General features: G+C 42.9%; 20 protein-coding genes. 17 read left to right on the top strand and 3 right to left on the bottom strand.

Annotated elements, in window-relative coordinates:
* Positions 1 to 493 precede the first annotated feature (493 nt).
* The 12 genes from FTU46_RS04535 to pal all read left to right on the top strand — a co-directional run bounded on the left by FTU46_RS04535 (position 494) and on the right by pal (position 12,912).
* Positions 494 to 2,131: a sodium:proline symporter gene (locus FTU46_RS04535; protein WP_180104430.1), complete on the top strand. Its 1,638-nt coding sequence runs from the start codon at positions 494 to 496 to the stop codon at positions 2,129 to 2,131.
* Between the two features lie 11 nt (positions 2,132 to 2,142).
* Positions 2,143 to 2,274: a putative transporter small subunit gene (locus FTU46_RS16635; protein WP_004645659.1), complete on the top strand. Its 132-nt coding sequence runs from the start codon at positions 2,143 to 2,145 to the stop codon at positions 2,272 to 2,274.
* A 196-nt stretch (positions 2,275 to 2,470) separates the two neighbouring features.
* Positions 2,471 to 3,811 (top strand): deoxyguanosinetriphosphate triphosphohydrolase, encoded by a 1,341-nt coding sequence (locus FTU46_RS04530; RefSeq protein ID WP_166138742.1) that lies wholly within the window; start codon positions 2,471 to 2,473, stop codon positions 3,809 to 3,811.
* Between the two features lie 120 nt (positions 3,812 to 3,931).
* Positions 3,932 to 4,534, top strand: a complete 603-nt coding sequence (gene ruvA / locus FTU46_RS04525; RefSeq protein WP_159124027.1) for a Holliday junction branch migration protein RuvA — start codon at positions 3,932 to 3,934, stop codon at positions 4,532 to 4,534.
* A 235-nt stretch (positions 4,535 to 4,769) separates the two neighbouring features.
* The gene (gene ruvB / locus FTU46_RS04520) at positions 4,770 to 5,771 is read left to right on the top strand and encodes a Holliday junction branch migration DNA helicase RuvB (protein ID WP_034170977.1); all 1,002 of its coding nucleotides are present in this window, start codon (positions 4,770 to 4,772) and stop codon (positions 5,769 to 5,771) included.
* Positions 5,772 to 6,294: 523 nt separating this feature from the next.
* Positions 6,295 to 7,644: an amidohydrolase gene (locus FTU46_RS04515; protein ID WP_180104429.1), complete on the top strand. Its 1,350-nt coding sequence runs from the start codon at positions 6,295 to 6,297 to the stop codon at positions 7,642 to 7,644.
* A 260-nt stretch (positions 7,645 to 7,904) separates the two neighbouring features.
* Positions 7,905 to 8,312, top strand: a complete 408-nt coding sequence (gene ybgC, locus FTU46_RS04510) for a tol-pal system-associated acyl-CoA thioesterase (RefSeq protein ID WP_034170923.1) — start codon at positions 7,905 to 7,907, stop codon at positions 8,310 to 8,312.
* Positions 8,313 to 8,339: 27 nt separating this feature from the next.
* Positions 8,340 to 9,038: a protein TolQ gene (gene tolQ, locus FTU46_RS04505; protein WP_179992679.1), complete on the top strand. Its 699-nt coding sequence runs from the start codon at positions 8,340 to 8,342 to the stop codon at positions 9,036 to 9,038.
* Entirely contained in the window at positions 9,038 to 9,487 is a 450-nt protein-coding gene (gene tolR / locus FTU46_RS04500) for a protein TolR (RefSeq protein WP_159124030.1), read from the top strand. Before tolQ ends, tolR begins: the two co-directional genes overlap by 1 nt.
* Before the next feature lie 3 nt (positions 9,488 to 9,490).
* Positions 9,491 to 10,798, top strand: coding sequence for a cell envelope integrity protein TolA (gene tolA / locus FTU46_RS04495; RefSeq protein WP_180104428.1), 1,308 nt, complete (start codon positions 9,491 to 9,493; stop codon positions 10,796 to 10,798).
* A gap of 202 nt (positions 10,799 to 11,000) precedes the next feature.
* Entirely contained in the window at positions 11,001 to 12,284 is a 1,284-nt protein-coding gene (tolB, locus tag FTU46_RS04490; protein ID WP_175968221.1) for a Tol-Pal system beta propeller repeat protein TolB, read from the top strand.
* Positions 12,285 to 12,339: 55 nt separating this feature from the next.
* Positions 12,340 to 12,912: a peptidoglycan-associated lipoprotein Pal gene (gene pal / locus FTU46_RS04485; protein WP_180104427.1), complete on the top strand. Its 573-nt coding sequence runs from the start codon at positions 12,340 to 12,342 to the stop codon at positions 12,910 to 12,912.
* A gap of 90 nt (positions 12,913 to 13,002) precedes the next feature.
* On the opposite strand, the gene FTU46_RS04480 is transcribed toward pal, so the two are convergent.
* Positions 13,003 to 13,188, bottom strand: coding sequence for an NF038105 family protein (locus FTU46_RS04480; protein ID WP_159124034.1), 186 nt, complete (start codon positions 13,186 to 13,188; stop codon positions 13,003 to 13,005).
* A gap of 183 nt (positions 13,189 to 13,371) precedes the next feature.
* On the opposite strand from FTU46_RS04480, the gene FTU46_RS04475 reads away from it, so the two are divergent.
* From FTU46_RS04475 to FTU46_RS04455, 5 genes are all read left to right on the top strand, one after another.
* Positions 13,372 to 14,346: a class 1 fructose-bisphosphatase gene (locus FTU46_RS04475; RefSeq protein WP_159124035.1), complete on the top strand. Its 975-nt coding sequence runs from the start codon at positions 13,372 to 13,374 to the stop codon at positions 14,344 to 14,346.
* Between the two features lie 49 nt (positions 14,347 to 14,395).
* Positions 14,396 to 15,172: an RNA methyltransferase gene (locus FTU46_RS04470; protein WP_159124036.1), complete on the top strand. Its 777-nt coding sequence runs from the start codon at positions 14,396 to 14,398 to the stop codon at positions 15,170 to 15,172.
* 167 nt (positions 15,173 to 15,339) lie between these two features.
* The gene (locus tag FTU46_RS04465) at positions 15,340 to 15,954 is read left to right on the top strand and encodes an RNA polymerase sigma factor (protein WP_159124054.1); all 615 of its coding nucleotides are present in this window, start codon (positions 15,340 to 15,342) and stop codon (positions 15,952 to 15,954) included.
* Positions 15,951 to 16,268, top strand: a complete 318-nt coding sequence (locus tag FTU46_RS04460; RefSeq protein WP_004784617.1) for a hypothetical protein — start codon at positions 15,951 to 15,953, stop codon at positions 16,266 to 16,268. The genes FTU46_RS04465 and FTU46_RS04460 overlap by 4 nt, the downstream gene beginning before the upstream one ends.
* Positions 16,258 to 16,665 carry a DUF3106 domain-containing protein gene (locus tag FTU46_RS04455; protein WP_180104426.1) on the top strand — a complete coding sequence of 136 codons (408 nt, stop codon included), beginning with the start codon at positions 16,258 to 16,260 and terminating at the stop codon, positions 16,663 to 16,665. Before FTU46_RS04460 ends, FTU46_RS04455 begins: the two co-directional genes overlap by 11 nt.
* 50 nt (positions 16,666 to 16,715) lie before the next feature.
* On the opposite strand, the gene FTU46_RS04450 is transcribed toward FTU46_RS04455, so the two are convergent.
* Entirely contained in the window at positions 16,716 to 19,127 is a 2,412-nt protein-coding gene (locus FTU46_RS04450) for a CSLREA domain-containing protein (protein ID WP_159124040.1), read from the bottom strand.
* A 9-nt stretch (positions 19,128 to 19,136) separates the two neighbouring features.
* Complete coding sequence (rbtA, locus tag FTU46_RS04445) at positions 19,137 to 20,936, bottom strand: rhombotarget A (RefSeq protein WP_159124041.1); 1,800 nt, start codon at positions 20,934 to 20,936, stop codon at positions 19,137 to 19,139.
* Positions 20,937 to 21,033: the final 97 nt, after the last annotated feature.

Genomic DNA, 21,033 nt, shown 5'->3' with positions numbered 1-21,033 from the left:
CAAAATACCACTCATATTTATGAGGAAATTTACCAGGAATTATGAGGTTTATATAAAAAAATAATGAAGAAATGATTAATAATAAAATTTTGTTACCTTTTTTATTTAAGCCGTATTCTCAGGTTTTATTTAACTCGAAAAGTTTAAAATAAATATTTGTAATTGCTGAAAAATATAGAAAATTTCTTTTTTATTCAACTAATAGAATAACAGGCCCACACGTCTATATCAGCTAAGAATCTTACCAAATAGACACTTCATCAGTAAATTTGATGATTTTATGTTAAGCTCTAGCCGAATTGCTGAGAAATTGTCTAAATTCTGGGCCTGGCAATGGTTTTTCCTTTCTGCTGTAGAGATGAATATAAATTCTATATTCGGACACTAATTTTTGATGTTCTATAGCTTCACTGCTCTGTCTATTTTAGAGCCTTAATCTGTCACCAATGATTTAATTTTCAAAAACAAAAGGTGACCCGCTTAAGGAGTATGTATGTTTCAATTCACTAGTACAGCAACTGTACTATTGATGGTGCTTTTCTATGGCATCACTTTTTTACTATCGTTACGTATTAAACAGAAAAATGAAAATGTTGATGGCTACATGGTCTCGAATGGCTCCATCGGATTTGGAATGTCTGCGGCCAGTATGACCGCCACCTGGATTTGGGCCGCATCATTTTATGCAGCAGCTTCATCCGGATATACATACGGCGTTTCCGGTGCCCTCCACTATGGTTTATGGGGTGCGCTGATGATTTTATTTATCTATCCCTTTGGCAAGCGCTTTCGTGAACTGGCGCCTAATGCACATACTCTGGCAGAAATCATGCATGCCCGGCATGGCAATCAAAGCCAGATGATTCTGGCAGGTTCCAATATTGTGGGTAGCGTAATCAGCCTGATGGTGAACTTTACCGCCGCTGGGGCACTGGTTGAGATTTTATCTCCTTTAAGCTTTATCCATGGCGTGCTGATTACCGGCATCGGTGTGCTGTCCTATACCCTTTGGTCGGGGTTCCGTTCCTCGGTCTTTACCGATTTCGGTCAGCTGGTGGCAATGATTGTCGCGGCTGTGATCATTATTCCAACCTTGTTCTTTACCTTAGGCGGATCCTCCCTGTTTCAAAGCGGGATTCATAACCTGCAACCAGAACAGCTGGATTTTTTCTCTAAAACAGCCTTTCTGGAACAAGGTGCACCGTTTTTTGTTGCCGTATTGGCCTACGCGATTGGTAATCAGACCATTGCCCAGCGCCTGTTTGCAGTCCGTGAAGACCTGATCAAACCAAGTTTTATCACTGCAACCATTGGTTATGCTGCAATTGTCATTGGTCTAGGCATGCTGGGGTTATTGGCACTATTTGCAGGTATTCAACCTATTGATGACAACCTGAATAACCTGATTCCGCAAATGGCAGCGACTTATCTTTCTCCATTTATGGTCGCGCTGTTATTCATCATGGTGATTGGAGCCCTGTCTTCTACCGCTGACTCGGATCTGTCTGCCCTGTCTGCGATTGTCATGACAGACATTTATGGCAAACAGATTGCGAAAAACCGTCCTGATCCAAAGAAAATGCTATTTATTGGCCGTATGACCATGATCGTTGCCACCATGCTGGGAATTGTGATTGCCACCTTGAAGTTTGACATTTTGTCGATGCTGATTTTTGTGGGTGCGCTTTGGGGTTCTATTGTATTCCCGGTGATTGTCAGCCTGTATTGGGACAAGGTGAATGCCCGGGCCTTTAACTGGTCAGTGGGCCTCGCATTTTTAAGCTTTCTGATTGTACGTTTTGAATGGCTTCCGATTCAGGGATTGATCGCACTTGGCTTTGAACTCGTTGCGACCTTGGGTATTGGTGTGGTGCTGGGTCTGATGACCTTTGGTTTCTTCGGTAAAAAAGTGGGCTTGGTCGTTGGCATATTGGCTAGTATTGGTTTCATGCCATGGACCATCGGCTTCCTGCGTGAATACGGCACCTTGTTAAGCTCACTGACAGCTTATGGCAGTAGTGCGTTGGTATGTACTGTGTTGACGCTACTCTACAGCAAAGAAAAATTTGATTTTAAGCAAATCAACAAGATGGTGATTGAATTTCACCAGCTATCTGAGAAAAGTAAATAAGGAGATTTCAGATGACAAGTCAATTATTGACCCTATATGTACTTTTTTGGCCATTGGTGGCAAGCCTGGTCTTGTTCACGATTTGCCTGAATGTCTATAAAGACACACAACAGGCCAAGAAAAATGGCGAAGAGCTAATCTGATTCTTCGCTTTAAACAAAAAGCAGGCCATTGAGCCTGCTTTTTTATCGTTCATTTAATGATTTTGATTTTTAATTTTCAGTCTTTTCCAGCTGACTGAAATAACAATATGCAGCATGACAATTCATGTCGCACTGCCCTAGTGCATGAGCTAGTTTTTTGGCATGATGCAGAAAGTAGAGAACTGAATAATGATAAATGACTCAAATGCGTTGGTTGGAACTGCTTTCGACAGTTCGGATTGGTAGTAAAAAGCAGAGTACAGAACTGGCCCGTAGCCCGTTCCACAAAGATTATGACCGTATTATTTTTTCCCAGAGCTTCCGGCAGCTCAACCGTAAAACCCAGGTGCATCCTTTAACCCAGCACGATGGTATTCATACGCGCCTGACGCATTCACTGGAAGTCTCCTGTATTGGCCGCTCGCTAGGGATGTTGGCCGCAGAGAAAATTAAAGACCAGCTTCCACCCTGGGTGTCTCCAGCGGATGTGGGCGCCATCATTCAAGCCGCTTGTCTGGCCCATGATATTGGCAACCCGCCTTTTGGCCATGCCGGTGAATATGCGATCCGCGAATGGTTTGATGATGTATCACATACTGACTTCTTAAAAGATTTAAGTCCTGAACAGGAAGCAGATGTACGTCAGTTTGAAGGCAATGCCCAAGGCCTGCGGCTTCTAACCAAGATTGACTATCATCCAAATGATGGCGGCATGCGCCTGACCTATGCCACTTTGGGTGCTTATTTAAAATATCCGTGGCTGTCAAAAACCATGGCATCACAAGTAGATTTACCTGCCAGTAGCCGTGCCAAATTTGGCTGCTATCAGGCAGAAAAAGAGATTTTAAAGCAAATTGCGGAAGAGCTTGGACTAATCCAGCTCGGCGAGTATCGATATTGTCGTCATCCACTGACTTACTTACTCGAAGCAGCCGATGATATTTGTTATGCCCTGATTGACCTAGAAGATGGCATCAGCTTGAACATGCTCAGCTATGCTGAAGTGGAACCGGTATTTTTAAATCTGCTCGGAGATTATGGAACGCCTTCTGAAATCGGCATGCCTGATACGACCTGGCAACAGAAAATTGCTGCACTGCGTGGCCGTGTGATGAAACGTCTGGTGAATGAAGTCACCACTGCTTTTGCACGCCACCATGACCAGATTCTATCTGGTCAGTTACAAGGCACTTTATTGCAATATTGTTCGTCAGATATTGAAAGTGGTATTAACCGCGCCAAAGAACTGGCACGTGACAAGATTTTTGAACATCCACAGAAAGCGGGCCTAGAGATCATTGCCCATCAAAGTCTGCAAAATATTCTGGATGCCTTTATTCCGCTGACCACACCACATAAAAACCTGAGCTTTAAGGAACAGCGGTTAATGTCGATTCTGCAACGTTCAGGTGCAAACTTTAAAGACAGCCATTATGACAATATTATGCAGGTATTAGATATTATCTCGAAATTTTCGGATCATCAGGCTTATAACCTGTCACAGGAATTGCAGGGTAATAAGGCCGGATTGTTATAAAACATCTGACTGGATTAGATGCCTATTGTAGCAAAATTACCTGTTTTGCAGAAGGAGATTTTGCCTTTCTTGAAAATGCTGACTACTATGCTGCAAAACTGAATTGAGTAATGATAAAAGATGATTGGATGTCTGATTGGTGAAGTGCTGGCGCTGGAAGCACCGACTGTATTATTAAATGTGAATGGTGTGGGTTATGAAATTGATACACCACTCACCACTTTTTGCCAGTTGCAAAAAGGCCAGAAAATTACCCTATGGACACATCTGGCTGTACGTGAAGATGCACAATTACTGTATGGTTTTTTAAATGCTCAGGAAAAAACCATTTTCCGCACTTTATTAAAAGTGAACGGCGTTGGCCCGAAAATGGCACTTGGCATTCTTTCAACTTTAAGTGTGGAGATGCTGATCCATACTGTTGAAAATGAAGATATAAATACCTTGGTTAAAGTCCCAGGTGTCGGCAAGAAAACGGCTGAACGTTTGATGATTGAACTGCGCGACCGCTTTAAAGCCATGTCTGCGGGCACTGCTCCAAGCAATTCGACAGCTCCACAAATTCAGTTTATGGGCAATTCAGCCGTGGCTGAAGCGGAAGCTGCATTACAGTCCTTAGGTTACAAACCGGCTGAGGCACAAAAACTGGTGAATGCAGCCAAAGGTGAATTTACCGAAGCCAGCGACATCATCCGTGCTGCATTAAAGTCGATGAATAAATAAGCAATTTACCTATGAGCAAATTTTCAATCCAAAATTTGCTTGAGCTTTGGCGACATGGATGTCGCCGGGTGAGTTGAGGTACAGGAAGTACCTTCAACTCAACAAAAGATTTTTGTTACTTTTGATCTTTCAAAAGTAAGACAACGCCTACACAATGGCAGCTAAACACAAATCATTATTTGAGGCTGTTTCCGCAGCATCAAACAGCTTCGATAAAGAGATTAAGTTAATAGATATGCAAGACCGTCTCATCAGTGGTTCTGAAAAACCCGAAGATCATTTTGATCGTGCCATCCGCCCGACTTCCCTCGATGACTATATCGGTCAGCCCGTGGTGCGTGAGCAAATGGAAATCTTTATTGGTGCAGCCCGTGGCCGTGCTGAAGCTCTCGATCATACTTTGATCTTTGGACCTCCAGGTCTGGGTAAAACGACGTTAGCGAATATTATTGCCCGTGAAATGGGTGGCAATCTCAAATCGACTTCTGGCCCAGTACTAGAACGTGCGGGCGATCTGGCAGCAATGCTGACCAATCTTGAGGAAGGTGATGTTCTGTTTATTGACGAGATTCACCGCCTGTCACCCGTGATTGAAGAAATCCTTTATCCAGCCATGGAAGACTACCAGCTGGATATCATGATTGGTGAAGGCCCTGCTGCCCGTTCGATTAAATTGGACTTACCACCATTTACTTTGGTCGCTGCAACCACACGTGCTGGTCTACTCACCTCTCCACTACGCGACCGTTTCGGGATTGTGCAGCGTCTGGAATTCTATTCGGTTGATGATCTGACCCATATCGTGAAACGTTCTGCGAGTCTGATGGATGTGCCAATGACCGAAGATGGCGCAAAAGAAATTGCACGTCGTTCACGTGGTACGCCGCGTATTGCCAATCGTTTATTACGTCGTGTACGTGACTATGCTCAAGTCAAAGGCACAGGTGAAGTCACTCAGGAAATGGCTCAACGTGCATTAGATATGTTGAACGTGGATAAAGATGGCCTGGATACTCTCGACCGCCGTTACCTGTCGATGTTGCTAGAACGCTTTGATGGTGGCCCGGCGGGTGTAGAAGCTTTGGCAGCAGCAATGGCAGAAGATTCAGGTACTCTGGAAGATGTGATTGAGCCTTATCTGATTCAGCAAGGTTATGTGATGCGTACTGCGCGCGGTCGTATTGCGACCAATATGGCTTATTTACAATTTGGCATGACGCCGCCTGAGCCAAAGTAAAGATAAAATTCTTTTGGCTTAGCCATTTTTTATCGCAAAGAAAAAGAGCTAATTGACTACTGCAATCAATTAGCTCCAAAAGCACAAACTCAAATCTTTATTATTAAGTAGTTTATTTAGCTATTATAGTTATTGCTCTTTAAGCAAATACTTAGGCTATTTCTTTTAAATTTTATCAATAATAATTATGAAATAATCAAAGCAACTTTAATGCCAAAATAGTATTTAACTTAGAGAAATAGTTGAAACTTAATAATGAAAGATTTTTAAATCAGATACAAATTCCTTTTAATAATTCCCTATTAGTTTGAATTTTTTAAATAAAATAGACCGTTAAATTTTTATAATTACATAATTTTACAATATCTACCTCTGTAAAATTCCCTTTATCAGCAAGTACTAAAAATGAATATACCGAAAAGGTATGAAATCCATATTCAGAGGGTTTTGGTCAAATGTAGTGCATTATGTAATGCTCAGGCATCTCTTTAACTCTATTCAGATTTTTAAGGTTCTCCCTGATATGAACATGCATAAGACGCTTTCATTTTGTCTCCCTCTTTTATTTTGCAGTCAACTGGCTTTAGCAGATTGGGTAGATGATTCTGTTAAAGCAGCCGAAGCGCATACCATCAAACTACGCCAGCATATTCACCAATATCCTGAACTGGGCAATATGGAATTCAAAACCTCGGAATTAGTACAAAAAGAATTAAAGTCCTATGGTATTGAAGTACGTAAAGGCTATGCCAAAACAGGTGTGATCGGCGTTCTAAAAGGTTCAAAACCTGGCCCCGTCATGGCATTACGTGCAGATATGGATGCCTTGCCGATTCAGGAAACGGCAGCTGTACCTTTTGCCAGCAAGCAGAAAGGTATTTATCAAGGCAAGGAAACTTATGTGATGCATGCCTGCGGTCATGATGCGCATACTGCAATGCTATTAGGTGCAGCCAAAGTGCTCGCTACCAATAAAGATAAGATTGCCGGAACCGTAGTTTTTGTATTCCAGCCAGCAGAAGAAGGCGGTGCAGATATTGATAACTTTAGTCAAGGTGATCAGATCGGCTCACGTAAAATGCTGGCTGATGGCGCACTCAAGAATCCTCAGCCTGAAGTGATTTTTGGAATGCATGTGATGGCGGGTATGCCAAGCGGCAATATTTTCTATAAAGATGGTGCAATTCTCAATAGCGCGGATCATTTACGTATACAGGTAGATGGCCATCAGGTACATGGTTCAATGCCTTGGGCAGGTCGCGATCCAATTTATGCTTCTGCACAGATGATTAATAATTTACAAAGTCTGGTGAGCCGCAAAGCAGATCTGATCAAAGGCATGGGCGTGGTCAGTATTGGAAGTATTCAGGGTGGTACCACAGGAAACGTAATTCCTAATCAGGTGAATATGGTCGGTACGATTCGTTCTAATAGTGAAGATGTGCGTCAAGGCATTTTAAAAGACTTGCCGAAAATGCTGGAACACAATGCCGCAGCCAATGATGTCAAAGTCAAAGTAGAAATTACGCCCTATGCACCTGTTACTACCAATGATAAAACCTTGACCGAGTTGATGCGTCCGTCTCTGGCTAAGGTGAACGGTGAAGATAAACTGCATCTGCTCGATAACAATGCCAGCGCCAGTGAAGACTTTGCTTATTATGGCAAGCTGATGCCCTCATTGTTTGTCTTCGTCGGTGCAACGCCAGCAGATCAGGACCCAGCCAAAGCAGCACCGAACCATAACCCGAATTTTATAGTCGATGATGCGACTTTAAGAACCGGCGTAGAAAGTCATGTCCGTTTTATACTGGATTATCCGAAAGTAGCCAATCAGGTACAAATGAGCTGGAAGCAAAATAACAAAAGCTGATTCTTAGTTCCTCCAGCATGAATGACTGGTCTCATTCATGCTTTTACTTCGCCGTATTAATAAGCAATTGGTCGTTCCGTACTGGCTTAGCCCCTACTCCATCCAGATTTGACATCTTGTGCCATTGGTCTCAAAGCTCACAGTGCTAAACTTTGACGCGCTAAATTGCTTGACTTTTGGAATGAAAAAGGCAAATTCTAAGCCTGCTCCAGCCTCCAAAAACAAGCAATAATTTCGTAAAATCTGCATGGAACAAAACTATGGCGAATCACTTTGAATTCAATATCCGCGTCTATATTGAAGATACTGATGCGGGTGGCATTGTCTACCACGCTAACCATATTCGCTATATGGAACGTACCCGTACTGAATGGTTACGTGCTTCCGGAGTGAGTCACTACTGGCATCAATCCGACTATAACTTTGTTGTGCACAAAATTAACGTCAAATATATGCGCCCAATCCTCATGGATGACCTGATTACCGTGACTGCACGTGTCATTTCATGTAAAGCTTCATCATTTGTATTGCAACAAAATATTTATCGTGGTGAAATCATGCTTGCATCTGGTGAGGTCGAGTTGGCATGTATTAGTGCAGACATGAAACCACGTCGACTTCCTGATGAAATCCGCGAACTGATTCATAAAGAATTGGAACAAGACTAAAAAAATTATTTGGCACACGTAACAGCTATGGCAACTCAGTTAGAATCATCTCTTCAAGTCTCAGATCTTATTTTACAAGCAAGCCCTGTCGTACAACTGGTGATGCTTTCTCTCCTGTTAGCCTCGTTGTACAGCTGGTATCTGATTGCCAAGTTAACCATGAGCTATAAAAAGGCTCAGGCTGATGACAATCATTTCCAGAAAATTTTCTGGTCAGGTGCCGAACTCAAGACGCTTTATAACAATGCCCAGCTCAATTCCAAACGTACTGGTCTGGAAGATATCTTCTATCAGGGTCTGGGCGAGTTCCTTAAACTTAAAAAACGCCATGCTCCAACTGCCCAGTCAATTGAAGGTACTGAGCGTATTCTGCGTGTAGGTTTAAGTCGTGATCAGGGGCATCTGGAACAAGGCTTGGGTGCGCTGGCCAGTATTGGTTCAGTCGCTCCTTATGTCGGTCTGTTTGGTACCGTCTGGGGCATCATGAATGCCTTTATTGGTCTGGCAGATGTCGATCAGGTTACTTTGGCCACTGTCGCACCTGGTATTGCAGAGGCCCTGATTGCAACGGCGATTGGTTTATTTGCTGCAATTCCTGCGGTTTTAGCCTTTAACCATTTCACATCTAAAGGTGAAGCACTGTACTCTGACCGCGCCCTGTTTGCTGAAGAAATGGTAGCTCTGCTGCAACGTCAATCTGTGGGCGCTACACAGGACAATGACTAATGGCCATTCAACGTTCAGGACGCTTCGAGCGCATTAAAAAACCACTGAAAAGTGACATGAATGTGGTGCCTTACATCGATGTGATGCTGGTACTTCTGGTCATCTTCATGGTAACTGCTCCAATGATTACCAGTGGCATCAAGGTCGATTTGCCGCAGGCCAATGGCTTGCCAATCGAATCCAAAGATGCGCCTACGATCGTCACTTTAAAAGAAGATGGTACTTATTTTCTGGAATATAAAAATCAGACCACAGGTCCTGTCACCCTAGAGGCTTTGACGCAGACTTTGATAGAAGCACAAAGCACTGCTGAAAGTGAAAACAAGGTCCTCAATGTCGTGATCAATGGTCATACCACCCGCCCTTATGGCGATGTGATGGCCTTGATGTCAAGCCTGCAGGATGCCGGTTTGTCCCAAGTGGGTTTACTGACCAAGCCATTAGAATAAAGTATGAAAAATTATCAGAAACCACCGTTTCAGAAGAAAGCAATTGCGATTGGGTTTACGCTAGGAATCCATGCAGTTGCTTTGGTGGGCCTGCTTTTTCTGGGCATGAGTAAGCCACCTGAACCGCCAAAACAGATTAAAACGGTCTTAATTAAACCTGAAGACCTCAAGCCGGTGACTCGTGAAGAAACTGAGTTTGAAGAAACTGCACATGAAAATATTGCAGAAGAAATTACCCAAACTGCTGAACCGAGTGTAGAGCCTGCACCTGTAGTGCCAACGGCAGCTGCACCGACACCTCCGGCACCGCAGCCTGCACCAGCACCCCCACAGATCGATATTCAAAAAGCTCAGCAAGAAGCCAAAGCGGCAGAGCTTGCTCAAGCCAAAGCCGCTCAGCAAGCAGCCGAAGCAGCAAAACGTGCTGAAGCCGCCGAACAGGCAAAACAGGCTGCTGCCAAAGCCAAAGCAGAGGCTGCACAAAAATCTAAAGCCGAAGCTGAAGCAGCGCGTAAGGCGGAAGTAGAAGCACAGCGTAAAGCCGATGCTGCGCAAAAAGCCAAACTTGAAGCGCAGAAAAAGGCTGATTTAGCCGCCAAGCAAAAAGCAGAGGCTCAAGCCAAGGCAAAAGCGGATGCTGCGGCAAAAGCCAAGGCAGATGCCGAAGCTAAACGTAAAGCCGATGCGGCTGCAAAAGCTAAAGCAGAGGCGGATGCTAAACATAAAGCTGACGCTGCGGCAAAAGCCAAAGCAGAGGCTGAAGCTAAACGTAAAGCTGACGCGGCTGCGAAGGCTAAAGCGGAAGCAGATGCCAAGCACAAAGCTGACGCTGCGGCGAAAGCTAAAGCAGAGGCCGAAGCTAAACGTAAAGCTGATGCCGCTGCAAAAGCTAAAGCAGAGGCGGATGCTAAACATAAAGCTGAGGCTGCGGCAAAGGCTAAAGCAGATGCAGATGCGAAAGCCAAAGCAGAAGCTGATGCCAAAGCCTCTGCAGCCAAACAGGCTGCTGAAGAAGCTGCACAGAAAAAAGCGGAATCTAAGCGAATTGCCTCTACTGCAAAACGTGATTTCGAAAATAAAATCAGACGTGCATGGGATACCCCAGTGGGCTCCTCAGGCCAGAAAGCGACTGCTCGGGTCACTTTGAGCGATAGTGGTTCTGTGGTTTCTGTGGTGGTGAGTGCCAGTGATCCAGATATGAAAGCCAGTGTAGAAGCGGCAGTACGTGCTGCTGCACCTTATCCAATGCCTTCAGATCCGGATGCACGCCGTGAAGCACGAAGTTTTACTTCAACCTTTACAGCTCATTAATGAAAAACAGCCATAATAAAGAAAAAGTGTTATGGCTGTTTTTTTGAGTTAAACTTCAATTGAAACAGATTAAATAATAATCACTCCCCATAGTGATATAACAGTTTGATGATAAATTCGTGGTCTATTTCGCATAAATCCATGCGATGATGTAGCCCAATCACTTATAAATAACTCCGTTGATTTGAGTAAATAACGAATGATGGAAAAGACACGCAAACACCTACTCTGCCTTGCAATCATGACCACTTTGGGTGCGGTCACTGCGACCCAGTCTCAGGCCCAACTGCATCTGGAAATTACCAAAGCTCCTGAAGCTGCTCCTAAAATTGCCATTGTGCCTTTTAGCCAGGATCAGAGTATTTATCCGGTGGTGGAAAATGACCTGAATCGTTCTGGTAAATTTGCCAGTGCCTCGAAGAATTTACCTGCTACAGCACAATTAAATTCGCCAAATGCTGAAGCATGGGCAGCTGCAGGCGTACCCTATGTGGTGACCGGTTCATCCAAGACCAATCCGGATGGTTCTTATAGCATTCAGTATCAATTGTATGATGTCGAAAAACGTCAATACTTACTGAATGAGTTGCTGACTGTTCCTGCTTCACGTACCCGTCAGGCAGCCCATATGATCAGCGATGCCATCTATCAGGCATTAACCGGTATTCCAGGAGATTTCACTGGCCGTATTGCTTATGTCTTACGTAACCCGGCAACGCCTGATCAGCGTTATACCTTACAGATTGCCGATACGGATGGTGAACAGCCAAAGACCATTTTGACTTCGCGTGATCCAATCCTGTCACCTGCCTGGACACCGGACGCGAAAAAAATTGCATATGTATCTTTTGAAACCAAACGTCCGGCCATTTATGTACAGGATCTGGCGACTGGTCAACGTGAAAAGCTGGCCAGCTTCCGTGGATTAAACGGTGCACCAAGCTTCTCTCCAGATGGCAAGAGCATGCTGTTCACTGCATCTATGCACGGCAACCCGGAAATCTATCAGATGAATCTGGAAACACGCCAGTTAAAACGCATGACTAACGATAGCGCAATTGATACAGAAGCACGTTATGCACCAGATGGAAAATCATTTATCTTTACTTCAGATCGTGGTGGTTCTCCGCAGATTTACCGCTATGATTTCAATAATGAAAGTACTAAACGTCTGACTTTCCGTGGCGCATTTAATGCCCGCGCGACCTTAAGTGCAGATGGTAAGAAACTTGCATTGGTTCATCGTCCAAGTGGCAGTAACTATAAAGTGGCTGTACAAGATATTAGCTCAGGTGTGACCAATATCCTGACGCCAACCAGCCTGGATGAATCACCTAGCTTCTCGCCAAATGGTCAGATGGTGGTCTATGCCACTCGCGAAGGTAACCGTGGATTGTTATCCATTATGTCTCTCGATGGCCGGTTCCGCATGAATTTGCCAAGTGAAACAGGTGAAGTCCGCGAACCTGCTTGGGCACCAAAATAATAGTTCAATATTTATAAATGCTTTACCCCATAATCAACCTTCATGGAGATGAAGAATGAACAAAGTAAAATTATTTGCACTTCCTTTACTTGCAGCTGCAGTCGTAATGACTGGTTGTGCCAGCCGTAAACCAGCAGCTGAAGTCCAAACTGGCAACCTGGATACCAGTGGCACCACCACTGTAAACACTGAAGGTCTAAGTGAAGATGCAGCTTTAAGTACTCAAAATATGGCCGGTGCATCTGCTAAAGGTGTAACTGCGGAAAATAAGGCTTATTTAGCTAAACGTGTAGTTCACTTTGACTATGACAGCAGTGAACTGAGCAATGACGATATCCGTACTCTGCAAGCACATGCCCAGTTCCTGATGGCAAATGCCAATTCTCGTGTAGCTCTGACAGGCCATACAGATGAACGCGGTACACGTGAATACAACATGGCGCTTGGTGAACGTCGTGCCAAAGCAGTAGAAAGTTTCCTGATCACTTCTGGTGTAAATGCAGGCCAACTTGAAGCAGTGAGCTATGGTAAAGAAATGCCAGTTAATCCTGGCCATGATGAAAGTGCGTGGAAAGAAAACCGCCGTGTAGAAATCAACTACGAAGCTGTTCCACCACTACTAAAATAAGTGATCATTTAAATAATACATCATTCATAAAAAAGCACTCAATCGAGTGCTTTTTAATTAGAGGGATATTTGAAAGATCAAAGAATAAAATTACTCTTTGCCTTCACCTTCTTCTGCAGTTTGCATGGATTCAATCATGTCGTGTTTATTGAATTTTTTATATTCAGGTTTTGCTTCGTAATCCTTCCACGCTTCTTTCATCTTGTCTTCAGAAATTTCATCGAGATTAATCGCTTCGCTCGGCGTTGGAGTCGCATCAAACTTTAATGTTGTCATCTCTGTGCTCCTATGATCATTTTTTCCTTTGATTCAACATAGCACTTTCCACAGGAGTTGCAAGGGCAAAATCACAACAAATAATTCAGTTTAATTGTCCTTTTCGGACGTTCTCCTCTAAAATATAGCCGTATATCGTTTTGATCTTTTTTCCCCGATTATAAGTCTTGGAGTTTTTCCCTTATGTCATACCGCACCTTATCCCAATTCCTACAACAACAAAGCGGGAACCTCACACCTGAACTTGCACAAGTAATTGAAACAATTGGAAATACCTGCAAGCGTATTGACCAACTCCTGCAAAAAGGTGCTCTAGCGGGTGTATTAGGTAGTGCTCAGCATGAAAATGTTCAAGGCGAAGAGCAAAAGAAACTGGACGTGATTTCTAATGATTATCTGATTGATGCATTAAAAGTACATCCACATGTAGGCGGTTTAGCATCTGAAGAACTGGATGAATTCACTTCAGCACAGGAAAATGGTCAATATCTAGTATTGTTCGATCCACTTGATGGCTCAAGCAATATTGATATCAACATGTGTGTGGGTACCATCTTTTCAATTCTTCCTGCAAAAAATAGTGTAACTCAGGCAGAAGACTTCATGCAGGCTGGTGTCAATCAGGTTGCTGCTGGTTATGTGCTGTATGGCCCATCAACCATGATGGCACTGACTGTGGGTGCCGGTGTGGTATTCTTCACTTTCGATCCTGAAACTCAAGAGTTCCTGTTGACTTCTGAAGCGATTCAGGTAGCTGCTGATACTAAAGAATATGCAATCAATGCATCAAACCAACGTCACTGGGAAGCGCCTGTACAGCGTTATATCGATGAATTGCTGGCAGGTAAAACAGGTCCTCGCGCCAAAGATTTCAATATGCGCTGGGTTGCTTGTATGGTCGGCGATATTCACCGTATTCTGTGCCGTAGCGGAATCTTCATGTACCCATACGACTTAAAAGACCCAACGAAAGCAGGTCGTTTACGTTTAATGTATGAAGCCAATCCAATGAGTATGCTGATGGAACAGGCTGGCGGTGCATCAACGACTGGTCGTGTCCGCATTCTTGAAATCGAACCTACAAATCTGCATCAACGTGTTCCTGTCATCATTGGCTCAAAAAATGAAGTTGAGCTTGTGACCAGCTACCACCACTAATTTTTAAACGGCAGTTGATCTCTGATTGACTGCCGTGGACTTTCTTCTTATGCCAACCATCTTCCTTGAATCCAAAGACAATCCTAAAATTAAACACTTACGCGGTTTAATTGAACAGAATTCTTATCGAAAAAAACAAGGACAGACTGTGCTTGAAGGCACGCACCTGTGTCTTGCATGGTTACATGAAAACAAGAAAATCAATTCGATCTTCACGACTGAACATGCTTTAGCGCATCCTGATTTCGACATTATTTTAAACAAATATACCGGTGTGGTCTTTGTCATTGGTGAATCGCTTTATAAGGACCTGAGTACCTTAGGCACTTCGATTGCATGTATGGCGATTGTCGATATTCCAAGCTCAAGCCAGGCACTTGATTTTACGGCTGACACTCTAATCCTTGAAAATGTGCAGGATCCCGGTAATGTTGGCACCCTGCTACGTTCAGCAGCAGCTGCCGGTATTGATCAGGTCATTTGTACTAAGGGTTCAGCATCTCTTTGGTCACCACGGGTATTACGTGCAGGTATGGGCGCGCATTTTTCTTTGCAAACTTTTGAAAATATCGCACTGGAAGACCTTTTACCGCAATTCAAGATTCCGGTATATGTCACCAGCTCACATCGTTCTAGCAGCCTGTACAGTAAAGACTTGCGTAAAGCCTGCGTCTGGATTCTGGGCAATGAAGGTCAAGGCGTATCTGACTATGCCCTGCAACATGCCGAAGCGGTGACTATTCCACAGCCAGGTGGACAGGAATCCCTGAATGTTGCCATTGCAGGCTCTATCTGTTTCTTTGAGATGGTGCGTCAACGTATCTAATACGGTATTTAGGTTACATTGTTTTAATTCCAGTCAGTGTATTTATAAAATAGATTACACTACAAAAATAATAAGTTTTATTGTCAACCAAATCGTTATTCCCAACGTTATATGCACATGAACTTGGGAATAATGGTGGGTATCCAATGACAGGATTTTCCATCTCTATGGATTTAGCACCGAAACCGTTGCAGTCACAAGATGCGAGTATTCTAAAGAGTACGGCAGAGTCTCGCCTGAAAAATTTCATGCAGGACGTGACTGGGCGTGCTTTGGTGATGATGGAAAGTGCGACTCAGGGACAACATGGGATCGCAATGGATCTGGTTCAGGAAGCTTTTATTGCTTTGCATAAATCTTATGCAGAGAAAAGCACTGAAGAGTGGTATCCCCTGTTCTATACGATTCTGAATAACAAATTACAGGATTGGCGTCGTAAAGAAGCACGTCGCAACCAGCCCTTTTCCTTTTTCAAAAAAGTCAGCCTTGATGACGACGAAGTCGAATTTGACAATCTGGTAGATGAATCTACGCCCTCACCTTTAGAATTTCTGGATCAGGCAGTAACTGCTGAAGAAATTCAGGAGGCGATTGCCAAATTACCTGTGCGTCAGCAGCAAGCATTTATGCTCAGAGCCTGGGAAGGCTTTGATACTCAAACTACAGCGCAAATTATGAACTGTACAGAAGGCAGTGTGAAAACCCATTATCACCGTGCTATTCAAGGTCTACGTGCCTCTCTAGCACACTTAAATCCATATCTGGGAGGATCATCCGAATGAAGCAAGATGATTTCTTAAAGCAAGTAACTTCCAAACTTGATGGACTGGCACAGCACCACAAGGATAAACCGGTGGTGATGAATCATGTGCTGGAGCATATTCAGGACGCACAACATTCACGCTTTGCATTTCTAAAAATGTCTGGCTTTGCTCTGGCTGCTGCGATTGCTGGCGTGGTAGTGCTACCGAATATTGTCAGCCATAACGAACCTCAGACTCAGGCAGTATCTACCCCCAAACTCTCTCCACAGATGCTTGAAGATCTGGAAATGTTAATGGTTTTAGGTGAGGACAAAGTTCCACATGGCAGCTAAAAGATTAGCAATTGCATTTTGTGCATTCAGCTTCCTGCAAACCAGCTTTGCGGGATTTGAACGTTTTTGGATTTTTTCCAAAGATGCCAATACGCAGGTCAACGAAACCTGGGAGACACTTTCTGATTCCGAGCAACTGGCATTAATTAAACGTTATCAGTCCTTAAAAGAAATGCCTGAACAGCAACGTATTAATTTACAGCAACGCATGGATTGGTTCACCCAGCTTCCTGAAGCTGAAAAGCAGCGTATGCGTGAAACCTGGCAAATGATGAGCAGCCAGGAACGTAAGGAGTTAGGGGCACGGATGCAAAAAGCAACACCAGAAGAACGACTGGCGATCCGTGAAGAATATATCCAGAAATACCAGCAACTCACTCAACCTAAAACTCATTAATTTAAGTTAAATAAAAAAGCCTCCATCTGGAGGCTTTTTTCATGCTGCAATTATTTTCTAACTCGGCGATATCCTGCCAGACCTAATAATCCGAACAATCCCCAAATTCCAAATGGACCACCACCACTTGATGATGTATTGGTATTTTTAGCCGTATTTTTTAAGTTAATTCTAGCTGTATCTGACATCAACTCATCTGCATCAAAAACATGATACTGCATATCATAATCTGACTGACTAAAAGTATTTTTCACACTAAAGGTTAATTTTCCACCATAGCAGGTTTCACCTGCAAAATTTCCTGGGCATGGTCCTTCTCGCTCTGCGGAAAGGTTTACTCCGGCAGGAAGCTTGACAATGCGAATTGGAATCTCACGACCATCTTTATCACGATAGAAAGCAGCCTTGCCATTCATCCGTGGACCATCACCATCATCGCTGTCATTCTCTAATGGATTCACAGTTACGGTCAGATTGTTCTCTGCGCTAATTCTATATTCATCATTTTTTACAATCGGTTTAATATTTACAAATGCGCCCTGCAAAATACCTGTACTGCTGGCACCTGTCTGCTTGTCTTTAATTGTATAACGGCAATACTCCGTATCCGAGAGACTGGTTACTTTGCCATCAGTACGATACATCATGATACGGTTTAAGTCAGGCTTCCATTCACATTTTAAATTTGGGTCATTCGGCGCACCTTGAACAATTAATGAACTGCCTGATCCAGATAAAGACCCTACACCTAAAGATTGCACTGTAATTTCATAATTTTGTGAATTTAATGCTTTAGCTTGTACTTGAGTATTATTTAAAGTTTCTTGAGGCATGACCAAACTAAATGGATTAACGTATATGGCACGATATTTCTGGTATTGCTTGGTATATTTTAAAAGATCCTCATATTCTTTTAGCTCTTCCTTTAAGCCCTGTATTTCCTCAGGTTTTGTATTCTTATCGGCCAGAATAGAATTAATATCATCAATATTTTCCTGATAATAATCCAGCAACTCTGTTAAAGAACTATTTTTTAGGCCAGAAATATCTGCTGCAGTTAAGCGCCGGATTTCTACTGACCCAATTTCACAGGAATTTTTTGCGTCCGGATTAAATAATAAGGTTGCCTTAGTCAACCGCTCAATTCCACGCTGATCAGTTTCTTCACAACTTTCTGTACCGATATTGACCAGATCCGTATTCGATTGTCGATCAATAGGATAATACATCCCTAAATAACGGTTATTTACAGAAGGTTCGATATAAGCAGTTAATAGATCTGTGATCTGATTACTGGATACATCAATATTCGTTGAAACACTGTTTTCTGCCAGTTCAGGTAATATACAGCGTGAGGAACCACTTGTATGAATCGCATTATAAGCAGTAAATAAATCTACACCTTGTTCTTTACTTGGATTCCCACCATTCAAGGCATATTCACAAGACAAGCCCTGGTTAAAGGCCAACACGTTATAAGCCAGACTCGAATTACCAGTATTGTCATAAAAGATGGTAGAGCGAGCAGTATTTTCGACAATCGTGTTATTAATGGCACTAAAAGTGAAGAAAGAACTTAATGGACGGCTGATTTCATTAGCCATTCGGAAAATATGACCTGTAGTACTGGTCGTATTTTTTGCAATCGTAGAGTTACTAATATCAGCTTTGGCATAACCACAGAAGTCCAGAATACTGGCCGTATCAGTAGAACCATTTTTGACAATGCTGCTTGCGCTAATTTCTAGCTTGGTCTCTGTACTGCCCAAATTCCCCACACAATCCATAGCCAAGACACTGCCATATGTAGCTGCTTTATTCTGATGAATTAAGGAATCCTGAATCCTGATAACTTTTTCATTATTCATCGCCACTGCATAAATTGCTCCCCCTTCTGCAGCCGCTCGTGAATTTACAATTTCACTATTCACGAGGCTTAGAGGACCGGCGACATAAAATGTTCCACCATTACCTTTATCCAGACTGGTTTTTGCAGCATAACCATCTTTCAGGATGACACCATTTACCACCATGCTGGCTTGGCTAGCGACCGTATTAAATAAGCGGGTTTTCCCTTGGCCTGAAATGGTGGTTGTTAAAGCCTCACGTGTTGGATATAAAAAGGTAATAGGACTTCTTTGAGTATAATTGAAGGGTGATTTTCCAAAAATATTGACATGGGATTCAACAATAATTTCACTATTGAGTTTGTATTCCCCAGCTTCGAGTTGGATGACATCTGGAGCGGAACCATCATTACGCAATGTACGGCCAACATTGCATCCTCCATAGGATTTATCCAGCTTGGCTGTCTTAATGGCTTCACGCAAGGAACAGGCACTGGTATTTTCCCCGTCCTCGTCAGCAAATGTAGTGACATATATGGTTTTATCTTCGGCTGCCATTAAACTCATGGCAGATAAAATCATGGCTGCAAGCAGTCCTTTTTTATAATTTTTCATGATTTTTCCTTAATCTTTTAATCTGCGACGTAGGCCGATCAACCCTATCAAGCCCATTAAGCCAGCAATCCCCCATGCCCCACCCGAGGTCTTCACAGACTTGTCTTTCATTTCATTTTTAGGTTCCTGTACAATCTGGGTACTTAAAACCAGATAAGGTTTGGACTTATTAAATCGTGTAGAGGAAGTAACTACCTGAATTTCAAAAATGTCAGCACCATGCCATTGTGAATCTGGGGTATAAACAACATTCCCATCAATATCAATGACTGTTTTGCCCTTGGAAACAGTTTTGGTTTGGATAACCTGTAAGCAGCCATCTTGCCAAGGCTCACCCTTTGGATTCTCTCCAATAATGTTATTGCATTGCTCTTTAGGAATTAAATCACTATCTCCTAAAGCAGATTCAATTGAAAACTTTGCAGTCTCTCCTTTTAGAAGATCCTGTCCAACCAGACTGGTAGATGTTGGAACTGTAATTTCAATCGCACCACGGTCACAAAATAAGTTATCTAGTAAACGGTCTACACCGCGTTGGTCTGACGCCTCACAGCTGACTGAAGGATTGCTGCTATTGTAGCTAGTCCCTCTATTTACAATCGGTGAATCACTAACCTGATTATAATTCAACAGGATACGAGGACGTAGATAGCCCAAGAACTGATCTTTAGGAACGCTATAAGGACATAGAATAGCATCGCTATTTTGTTTTAAATTTAGACAAACACCTTCACTTTGATCTGAAGCCTCTGCAAACAAGCGAGTACCTGTCCAGATCTGGTTTGGATACGCAGCATCACCTGTACCACAAGATGCTGTTACCAGGTTATTGTGAATCGTACTTTTATCCGTAGTTTCAATCTGACAATCCTGCGTACCATTTCTTAAAATAATACTGTTCGCCACATAGGCTTTACCATTCGGGGCACTAATACGTAGTGCTGTACCTGTATTGTCCACTATTGTCAGGTTATTGATTCCCACTCCATCAATCACATTGATCAGTGCTCCCTTATTTTTTAACAGGGTACTGCTTAGGACTTCAGCATTAATGGATTGAATATCGGCAGGATTATCGACTTGGCCCGCTGTATAAATATTGGTAGCATTATTATTCAGCGTCTGGTTATTCTTTAAAACGCTTTGATAAACCAGAAAGTATGGAAGCTGGCTATAGAGTATGCCACCCTGTTGCGCCTGATTATTTTCAATCAGGCTGGTTTTTATTTCGGCAAAAGCAATCAGATTCTGGCCAAATTTCCCCACATTATAAATGGCACCACCTTGACTCGCAGCTCCCTTGTATAAGCGGCTGTAATCAATCACCAATTTACCTTTATTATGAATTAGGCCACCTTGTTCGGCACAGCTGCTTTTACCGCAACCTTCAAGGTCGAGTTCTTTTAAATTGACTTGAATCAGCTCTTCATCATTGCTAATACGGAAGAGATTATCTGTCCCTTTCATTTGAATATGAGCGTTATATAACCCCATTACCTTATCGGTACTACTAAATTCACCATCTACTTCTGCGATAGATTTAATCGTTACTGATTTCTTGATCGGGATATGCTTATTCAGTACATAGGTCGTTTTTTCTTTTAAGATAATGGTGCCAATAGCATTTTCGCCACCACAGCCCATATAACCTTCTTTAGCCAGGCCACGATTCACATATTCAACAGCTTCTCGAAGTGAACATTCCTTGTCATCTTTTTCAATATCTTCTGTGGTAGTTACAATAATTTCTGCACTATATGCCTGCCCCGCCATACATAGCAAAGCCATGCCTATGCTCTTCTTGAGCATACCCTTCTCCTTAATTTTTTATTTCTTTCTTTTTCTTCTAAAGTTGCATCTTCCTTGCAACAGCGAATTATTTTGCCTTACTTTCGCATAGACTGAG

The sequence above is a fragment of the Acinetobacter sp. YH12108 genome (genome assembly GCF_013419055.1).
In the GTDB taxonomy this organism is placed as follows: domain Bacteria; phylum Pseudomonadota; class Gammaproteobacteria; order Pseudomonadales; family Moraxellaceae; genus Acinetobacter.
This window is presented reverse-complemented; position numbering and strand designations above follow the sequence as displayed.